Below are 9,089 nucleotides of genomic sequence, written 5' to 3'. Positions count from 1 at the left end.
TACTGTTAAAAGAAGTCTAGACAACCTTGTTTTATGCTTGGATATAAGGCTTATTTTAAAATAATAGTAGTGAAGATTTTCTAAAATTAACATAATACACCTTATACGAAATACTGTTTTTTATTCGATATAAATCATAAACTTATACTAAGACGTTCCAGGGTTCAGCGCACTGGAACGGCTTTTTTGTGACTATTCACGTTCCACGCCTATTCTTTGATCAATGTTTCACGGTTTTAATTAAATAAACTGAATAATTCAATCTGCACGATTTAAGCGATTATCTTGAATAAGATCATCCAATTTATCTTCTAAATCTTCAATCTTATATTTGAGCGATAAAATAGAATTTTTTAAACGCTCATTTTCAGGAGCATCAGGATTTTTTAATTGATTAAAAATTTCTAATAATTCGTTGCGATTAGTGCTTAACCTTTCAATGTCACTTTCAATAGCCATTCTTGGTGTCCACAGAGCAAGTAAAATTTGCTCATAGTCTTTGAGTTCTTGATGGCTCATTGCATCTAATTCAGCTCTAGTTTTCATGGTTTAAAATCCGTCTTGCTATGAAGAGCTTTAAAAATCCGCTTTGCTGTTTCCTCTCTTACACTTTTCGGATCTCGTAAGATGCCACTAATCCAAAGGGCAAAACTAGGATAGTCCTGGAAGTTACTTAGGTCTGATAGCTCAGAAAGTTTAGATAAAATAGCACTGTACTTGTTAATTTGAGCATCAGACAGGTTGCAGAATATATCTATTGTTTTTGGATCTCGCTCAGGAGCTATTAATTTTGGCTTAGATTTTTCTTTCACAGTGAACTTAAAGCCGACAACAGAACGTCCTTTTTTAACTGGACTATAGTCAACTGTTACATCGGTAAATTCATTAATTTCATCTAATGAGCTCTTCAAAACTCTTCGTTTTAAGTTCCTCAAATCTCTATAAGATTCTGGTAAACCAAACTCTGTAAACATTTCATCTAGCGTTAATTCAAAGCCATTTTTTGCCTGATTTTTTTTCGCTAAATGGTAAAAGTCTATTGAGTAGTCTTTTTTTAATTTTAGAACTACATCTTTTTTATAACGAGTGTATGGATTGTATTTATCTAAAATTTTCAACATCACCAAAACAATAGATGTAAACCTTAAAGATATCCCTGCATCTTCATAAGTAGCATCAATTACCCAGTTAGAGTAGACCTTTTTCCCCCTATCATTAACGTATGAAAAGGACCGATCTACTAGTTTTTTTGACGCATTTTCAATTTGTTTATAAGCAGAATTGACTTTGATACCACAGTCATCAGCAAATTGTTGAGCAGATATTAAGATTTGATCTTGTTCACTTGCATCGATATTTCTAGCAATCGGAGAAGCCATAATTAAAATTCTTTTTTCATCTACAGACATGCTTTTAAAGCATTCAGTAACTTTGTTTTGAATAGCCATTGTTGTTACTGGATAAGATTTATCATAACTATTTTCTTTATTCATTCAGATATCAAACCTTATAAAAAATGAACATGATTTTTGTACCCTTATGAGAAAACAATGTACACCAATAAACATAAGGGTACAATAATTTATTTGTACCCTTTATCATGCTATTTGTACCCTTTAATCATGCTATTTGTACCCTTTTAAACGATAAAATCATGCTATTTGTACCCTTTATCATGCTATTTGTACCCTTTTAACGCTTGAAACTATTGCTGCATAAGGTTTTCAGAGGGTCTAAAAGCTTTTAAAAGCTTTTTAAAAGAATAAAAGGGAATTTATTTCCAAAGTGAGTTATTAAAACTGCCCTTGGTACTCGCTAAAGCTCGTACTCTATTGAAGCTCGTTTCACTCGCTTCGTGGGGGCAGTTTTTTGCATATATGATCAAGGATTCAAAAAGCAAAACATGAATAATGCATTCGCTATGCTCATGCTTTTTGACGAGCAAAAGCATCAATACTTCGCTCGTAGACACTCGCTAATCACTGTCCCCAGTAATTCAATAAAAAACGGTTTTTCAGAGGGGGAATAAGCAACCTTTCGTTGTGTCGCTCGTAGACACTCGCTAAAAGGCTCTCATTTGCGTTTTAAGCGATTTTATTTTTATCAACTATAGTTTTACTGTATTTCTATCAAAAGTCGCTAAAACCCCCGTTTTTTTGCGCTTAAATGGGATTGCTAAGGCGTGTAGTCATGGTTATTGTCATTTTCTGGCTTTTTAGGCTCATTTCTCTGCTGTTTTTCTTGTTCTTGGCGTCTTAAAAATGCCAAATGTTCTTGTTGCTCTCGTTCTTGTGCATAGCGTTGTTCTTGTTGCTCTCGTTCTTTAAGTAACTGCTGTTCTCTAGATTCACGATCTTTTCGGTCGTTTTCGAGCTGTATTGCTATTTTTTGGGAAAACTCTTGCTGCGCTTCGGTCTCAATTTTTTTTGTAAAAGCCGCATGCAATTCTTGGATTTTTAGATCTTCCATTTCTTCTGCATATAGTCGCTTTTGTTTTTCACCATTTTGAGGACTAAAGTATTTATTTCCATAGTTATCTTCTTCAAATATATAACTATTTATGATCTCCAGTCTTTGATCGCGTACATACTCTTGATACTCAGTTTCTCTGCGTGATATTTCAGAAATTTGATGATCTATATTTGAAATTTGATCATTAAGTTTTCGTTGTTTAACAGTGATGTTCGGTTCGTCAAATTTTGCAAAAGACTTTTTAGGCTGGAGCAGCTGATTTTCTTCTGTCCATTTATTTAAATGATCAGAATATCTCTCTTTTTTTTCTATTTCACTAAGACCAGAAATATGCTTTTGGATGTCTAGTTGGGTGTTGTGTTGGTCGATCAGGTCATTTATTTGATTGATCCATTTTGTTTTAAAAAATAAAGGCTCTTTTTTGCGTAGTTCTGATATTGCAGAACTCATCGTGTTTAATTTTGTTGTTAATTTTGATAATTCTTCATTTTGAAATTCAGAAAGTTTCTGAGAAGTTTTTTCTAAATACTCAGCTTGAGAGTATTGAAACTGAAGCTCACTTCGTACTTTTTGAACAAGATCCTCAGATACTTTGATGTTTTCATCCAGTGCGATGACCTTTTTGATTTTTAAATTACGTAGCTTAATTTCATCATTTTTCAGACTAATTTCTGTAAATATTCCTCGTCTCCGGAGGTATGTCGCTTGAGGACCTTCGTGCTGAGTTGCTTCTAGGTCACTTTCCTGGTCTTCATAACTTCTGTGATCGACACGTTCATCAAATCCATTTTGTTCCAGGTGATGATTGCATAACTCTGCAAATGATTCTCTCCAGTGGCTTACAGTTTCTGTGCCATTGTCACGACTAAAGTCCCTATATTTTTTTGCTGAAAAGCCACCATGCTCATTAATACTTCGGGTTGTGAACATGATGTGTGCATGGTAGTTGCGTTCATCACTTCCACTGTCTGTATGAGGTGCATGAATAGCAGCATCAACGATGACACCGTATTTTTTAACGAGGTTTCGGCAAAGTTCATTGAGCATATTTTCACGCTGTTCAGCGTTTAACTCACTGGGAAATGCAATCTCAAACTCTCTTGCAAGTAATGCATCTTTTCTACGTTCAACCTTTTCGACTTCATTCCAAAGTGTTTGGCGCTTGAGTAACTCAGTATTTGTATTTTCAGGTGCATAGATTTTTGTAAATTCGACACCAGTTTTTCTTGTGTAGTCTTGTTCTTTTCCATAAAAATCACATACCAATTTTTCACTTGAACGATATGCAGCACAAGCAACGGCTGATCGTCCATTACCTCTACTAATCGTTTTAACTGAAAAATGATATATCGCCATTTTGCTTTTGCTCTTTATTTCGATTTATCGAAATTACCAACATGTATATGTTGGTCAGGGGATTACAAAGGGGATTTACCCCTTGTCGCACCATTGGATGAAATCCAATGGCTAAGTGCGCCCTTCGGGAAAACCACGATAGCATGGGCTGTCTTGAATTTCAATTCAAACAGACCTATGCTTGAGGGGGATTCCTTGATATGGTGATGGTATGAGTGTTGATAATTTAGAGCAAAAAATTGCAAAGCAAGAAGAGCGTTTAAAACAGCTAAAAGAACAGAAAAAAGCTGCCATTGCACGTGAAAAAAAGAAAGTTTCTGATCAGCAACGTAAAGATGATACTAGACGTAAAATTCTACTGGGAGCTTGGGCTTTAAATAAATTAAAAAATGATGAATCGTTTAAACAGCAATTAGCCGATTTTGAGCAATTTTTAAATACGGAAAATAAGACCGAAGAAAATAAGCAGAAAGATAAAGATCTTTTTAATGGATTTATTTGGGATAAGACCTAAATTTCGCATAAGAGATTTTATGTTAAATATGTAGTTAATTTTCTTAAACTTATTATATATTTAAAAAATATAAATGAAGATATGGCATTAGTAATATGTATTATCATGTGATTTTAGAATTAGGCGAAAAACATCATAAAAATGCGTGGGATAAAGTTGAAATCAAATCAGATTTAACAGATTTAGAAGATTTGATTTGTAAATATGCTGAACCTTACCAGGTTGGGAACCCTATATTAATAAATGGGCGTACAATTCCTATTGAGCATATTGAACGTTTACGCATGTTTTCTAGTGAGATATCTGGTGAGGTTTTAAAACAGCAACAAGCTGCTCAACGAAGGGCTGAAAATCAGGCATCTAGTGTTGTTATGATCGGTTTTTATTCTAATGATTTAGAGTCCGCGATTCTTAAACAAAAAGAAATAACAGAAGAATTAATAACATATGCAAAAGGAACTAAAAAGCAAGTTCCTAATTTATTAGGTAAAGAAAAGAAGGTTACCCCATCTAAAGTATTCATTGTCCATGGGCATGATGATGCATTGATAAATGAAGTAAAAGCTTTTTTATCAGCTCAATTAATTGAGCCAATAGTTCTCAGAGAACAGCACGATGCTAGCCTTACAATCATAGAAAAGTTAGAACGTTACACAAAAGATCCTTCTATTGGGTTTGGGATAGTTTTATACACACCTGATGATCAGGGAAAAGCTATTGGGGAGGATGAGTACAAATTAAGAGCTAGGCAAAATGTTGTTTTTGAGCATGGTTTATTAATAGGTTTATATACTCGTGAAAAAGTAATCTGCTTAGTAAAAAAGGAAGGTCATATTGAAATGCCAGGAGATGTAAATGGTGTCGTATATACAGACCATGGTTATAAAGACTGGCGTATGTCTGTGGCTCATATGCTAAGTGATGCTGGATATGATATTAACTATAGAAAAATTAATTGAAACATATAAAAAAGGAGCTTTCGCTCTTTTTTATATGTTTCAATTTGTACCTAAATCTAGGTTGCAATAAAAGATTTTGTATTAAGCCCGTGTGGCTTTCTTGTAAGCCACAGCAAAGTATCCTTGTGATATAATGCATATCGATATACAATATATTATATGAAGGGCATCTCAATTGATAAAAAGTTTTAAGTGCGAATATACGCGTCAATTATTTGAAACGGGTAAGAGTTCTAAATTTTCAGCTATTTTGAAAGTTGCTACCCGAAAATTGACGATGCTAGATGCAGCAGTAACTTTAGATTTTTTGAGATCTCCTCCAGGTAATCGATTAGAAAAATTAGAACGTGATCGTTTAGGGCAACACAGTATTCGTATTAATGATCAATGGCGAATCTGTTTTGTTTGGACGGATAATGGACCCAGTGAGGTTGAGATAGTCGATTACCATTAATTTTGAGAGGTATATGTATGATCCATCATAATGGTATGAGAGCTGTTCACCCAGGTGAAATTCTTAAAGAAGAGTACATGCTCCCACTAAATTTAAGCTCTACTGCTCTAGCTAGAAAGTTAGGTGTAACTGCAGCTCGAATTAACGATATTGTATTAGAACGTCGCGGTATTACTGCTGATACAGCTTTGCGATTAGCACGATTCTTTGGTGGAGATGCTGAAAGTTGGCTTAATTTACAACATCAATATGATTTGAAAATTGCCTATGAAAAAGCTGGTAAAACCATCGAACAGACTATTAGACCGTATGATGATTTATTGGCATTTGCATAACATTTTAATTGTATATGAAGTAGAAAAGCCTAACTAATGTTAGGCTTTTCTACTTCATATAAGAGATTCTATTTTAAATAAAATTTTGTTCCAATTAATGTGTAATCATCAATTGGACCTTTATTCTCTATCCTTCTTTTTAGAGCATTAGTAAATTTAATAGTGTCGCTCATTGTGACTTTACTGAAATTTTTTCTTTGATCCCAAAAATGATATGCACCATCAGACATTATAAATACTGACATTTCTTCTCCATATTCATCTTTTAAAGAGTCATAGGGGATAAATGTATAGTCATTATCTAAATCAATGAAAGATGAAATCGCATTTGTTAAAGTACTTTGACTTATCTTTTTTTCGTTTAACTCCTTTTTACTATATATTTTTTTATCAAGTAACTTTTGATATTGAGTATGATCATTCGTAAGTTGAATTAATTTAGTATCTTGCTTGATATAAACTCTACAATCGCCAATATGCCAAATGCTCAAACCACTATCATCTAAAAAACAAAATGAGAGAGTTGTAGAGGCCTTAATGTATTCAGAATTTTGACTTTGAATAAAATTTTGAAAATTGATTTTGAGTTCTTCTTTTAAAGAATGTTCTAAGTATTCGTGACTAATTTGTTGAAGGTTTTCAATATAGTTACAAACGAAATAGGATGCTTCTTTTGCACCATGATATGAGCCTAAACCATCAGCAACCCCAAATAAAAAGCCATTACTTTTTTTAAGAGGCACAATTAGTGAATCTTCATTCTGTTTACTTCTTTCAGGCGAAAATTTATCTCTTGCTTCTGAAAAAGATGAAACGCAACTTAATGTAATTTTCATTTTATCACTCTTAGAATATCGTTTCTGATTTCAGCAATCGATTGATATCGGAACCTAACCGTTTGGGAAGTACACTTATTTGCGATGCTAGCTAGCTCTGTTATGTGTAATTGTGACATGACCACGCCTAGTGCAAAAATGTCAGAAAGATGCGAATAATGCGCAGCTTCTTCAACTTCAGGAGCCATGTATCGTGTTGTTCCAAGACATAGACCAATTGCACTCATAACATCGTTAGGATGTGCATTAGGAGCTAAATTTTTAATTAGTCCAAAATCTGAAATTTTATATACTCCATTAAAAAGTAATATATTTTCTGGTTTTATATCTCTATGAACTAGTCCTTTATTATGAAGATATTCCAAACCATCCAGAACATCTAGAATAACTTTAATCTTTTCCTCATTAGAAAGAAGGTCTTTTTTAATTAGCTTATTCAAGTCAGAATCAGCAAGATCCATTACAAAAAATGGAGCATCGCCTTGATGGACTACACAAATAGAAACTATATTTTTGTGAGTACAATTTGTCTGATATCTCATTTCCTGACGGAATCTTTCTAATAGTTCACCTTCAGAAAATAGAGAAGCTTCAGCAATATTTTTTTGTGGAGCAAATCGTTTTAGTGCATATCTAAAATCACATGTAGGTAATGCCACTTCGTATACTTCACCAAATCCTCCAGCTCCAATTTTGTCAACAACTTGGAACTCATAACTTGAGTGTCTGTAAACTTCCAAAATTTATGCTCCTACAAACTTAAAATTTTATAAAAATAATTAGGTATAAATTACTTACTATATTTTCTGCATTTTCTCATAAATTAATAAAAATTATGATTAATATTTGGAATGAAATTTTTTTGTTATAGACAATTAATTTTAAGAAATTCTAAAATTAACATAATACACCTTATACGAAATGCTAATTTTTACTTCTTATAATTCAACAATATAATCCATTTCGAAAAACCCCTGACTGTGAACAGGGGTTTTTTACTTGATTTTTCATGTTCTACGCCTAAATATTAGGCAATGTTTCACAGTTTTACTTAAATAATCTGAATAATTAAATCTATATAATTTCAGCGATTATCTTGAATAAGATTATCCAATTTATCTTCTAATTTTTTAATCTTATATTTGAGCGATAAAATAGAATTTTTTAAACGTTCATGTTCAGGAGCATCAGGATTTTTTAATTGATTAAAAACCTCCAATAATTCTCTGCGTTGAGTGCAGAACCTTTCAATGTCACTTTCAAGAGCCATTCTTGGTGTCCACAGAGCTAGTAAACTTTGCTCATAGTCTTTGAGTTCTTCACAACTCATTGCGGCTAATTCAACTTTAGTTCTCATGGTTTAAAATCCGTTTTGCTATGCAGAGCTTTAAAAATTCGTTTTGCGGTTTCCTCCCTTACACTTTTCGGATCTCGTAAGATGCCACCGATCCAAAGGGCAAAAGCAGGATAATCAGGAAAGTTACTTAGGTCTGATAGTTCAGAGAGTTGAGATAAAATAGTGCTGTACTTGTTAATTTGAGCATCGGATAGATTGAAAAACATGTCTATGGTGTTTTGATCTCGCTGACGCTCTACTAATTTGGGCTTTGGTTTTTCTTTTACTATAAATTTAAAGCCAATTACTGAACGCCCTTTTTTAATTGGATTATAGTCAACTGTTATATCGGTAAATTTATTAATTTCATCTAATGAACTATTCAAAACTCTTCGTTTTAAGTTCCTCAAATCTCTATAAGATTCAGGTAAACCAAATTCTGTAAACATTTCATCTAGCGTTAATTCAAAGCCATTTTTTACCTGATTTTTTTTCGCCAAATGGTAAAAGTCTATTGAGTAGTCTTTTTTTAATTTTAGAACTACATCCTTTTTATAACGAGTGTATGGATTATATTTATCTAAAATCTTTAACATCACCAAAACAATAGATGTAAATCTTAAAGATATCCCTGCATCTTCATAAGTAGCATCAATTACCCAATTAGAGTAGACCTTTTTTCCTTTATCGTTAACGTATGAAAAAGACCGGTCTACTAATTTTTTTGATGCATTTTCAATTTGTTTATAAGCAGAATTGACTTTGATACCACAATCATCAGCAAATTGTTGAGCTGATATTAATATTTGATCTTGTTCACTTGCATC

At 32.9% G+C, this 9,089-nt stretch carries 11 protein-coding genes; 4 read left to right on the top strand and 7 right to left on the bottom strand.

The window, feature by feature from the left end; translation table 11 throughout:
* Positions 1-258: 258 nt before the first annotated feature.
* The 3 genes from FTV41_RS13150 to mobQ form a co-directional block, all read right to left on the bottom strand.
* The gene (locus FTV41_RS13150) at positions 259-546 is read right to left on the bottom strand and encodes a hypothetical protein (RefSeq protein WP_000857160.1); all 288 of its coding nucleotides are present in this window, start codon (positions 544-546) and stop codon (positions 259-261) included.
* Positions 543-1,493, bottom strand: a complete 951-nt coding sequence (locus FTV41_RS13145) for a replication initiation protein (RefSeq protein WP_004728629.1) — start codon at positions 1,491-1,493, stop codon at positions 543-545. Before FTV41_RS13145 ends, FTV41_RS13150 begins: the two co-directional genes overlap by 4 nt.
* Positions 1,494-2,175: 682 nt before the next feature.
* Positions 2,176-3,828 carry a MobQ family relaxase gene (gene mobQ / locus FTV41_RS13140; protein WP_179996679.1) on the bottom strand — a complete coding sequence of 551 codons (1,653 nt, stop codon included), beginning with the start codon at positions 3,826-3,828 and terminating at the stop codon, positions 2,176-2,178.
* 211 nt (positions 3,829-4,039) lie between these two features.
* On the opposite strand from mobQ, the gene FTV41_RS13135 reads away from it, so the two are divergent.
* The 4 genes from FTV41_RS13135 to FTV41_RS13120 all read left to right on the top strand — a co-directional run bounded on the left by FTV41_RS13135 (position 4,040) and on the right by FTV41_RS13120 (position 6,090).
* Positions 4,040-4,342 carry a hypothetical protein gene (locus tag FTV41_RS13135; protein ID WP_179996678.1) on the top strand — a complete coding sequence of 101 codons (303 nt, stop codon included), beginning with the start codon at positions 4,040-4,042 and terminating at the stop codon, positions 4,340-4,342.
* 95 nt (positions 4,343-4,437) lie between these two features.
* Complete coding sequence (locus FTV41_RS13130; RefSeq protein WP_179991628.1) at positions 4,438-5,301, top strand: TIR domain-containing protein; 864 nt, start codon at positions 4,438-4,440, stop codon at positions 5,299-5,301.
* A gap of 175 nt (positions 5,302-5,476) precedes the next feature.
* Complete coding sequence (locus FTV41_RS13125; protein WP_179991629.1) at positions 5,477-5,755, top strand: type II toxin-antitoxin system RelE/ParE family toxin; 279 nt, start codon at positions 5,477-5,479, stop codon at positions 5,753-5,755.
* Between the two features lie 17 nt (positions 5,756-5,772).
* Entirely contained in the window at positions 5,773-6,090 is a 318-nt protein-coding gene (locus tag FTV41_RS13120; protein WP_179991630.1) for a HigA family addiction module antitoxin, read from the top strand.
* Positions 6,091-6,158: 68 nt separating this feature from the next.
* On the opposite strand, the gene FTV41_RS13115 is transcribed toward FTV41_RS13120, so the two are convergent.
* The 4 genes from FTV41_RS13115 to FTV41_RS13100 form a co-directional block, all read right to left on the bottom strand.
* Entirely contained in the window at positions 6,159-6,926 is a 768-nt protein-coding gene (locus tag FTV41_RS13115; protein WP_179991631.1) for a PP2C family serine/threonine-protein phosphatase, read from the bottom strand.
* Complete coding sequence (locus FTV41_RS13110) at positions 6,923-7,666, bottom strand: serine/threonine-protein kinase (RefSeq protein WP_179991632.1); 744 nt, start codon at positions 7,664-7,666, stop codon at positions 6,923-6,925. The genes FTV41_RS13115 and FTV41_RS13110 overlap by 4 nt, the downstream gene beginning before the upstream one ends.
* 344 nt (positions 7,667-8,010) lie before the next feature.
* Complete coding sequence (locus FTV41_RS13105; protein WP_179991633.1) at positions 8,011-8,283, bottom strand: hypothetical protein; 273 nt, start codon at positions 8,281-8,283, stop codon at positions 8,011-8,013.
* The coding region (locus FTV41_RS13100; protein ID WP_179996677.1) for a replication initiation protein at positions 8,280-9,089 on the bottom strand (810 nt) is incomplete at its 5' end. The genes FTV41_RS13105 and FTV41_RS13100, both read right to left, overlap by 4 nt.

The sequence above is a fragment of the Acinetobacter sp. YH16051 genome (assembly GCF_013417135.1).
GTDB lineage: Bacteria > Pseudomonadota > Gammaproteobacteria > Pseudomonadales > Moraxellaceae > Acinetobacter > Acinetobacter towneri.
Note: the sequence above shows the minus strand (reverse complement) of the source record. Positions and strands in the feature narration are given on the sequence as shown.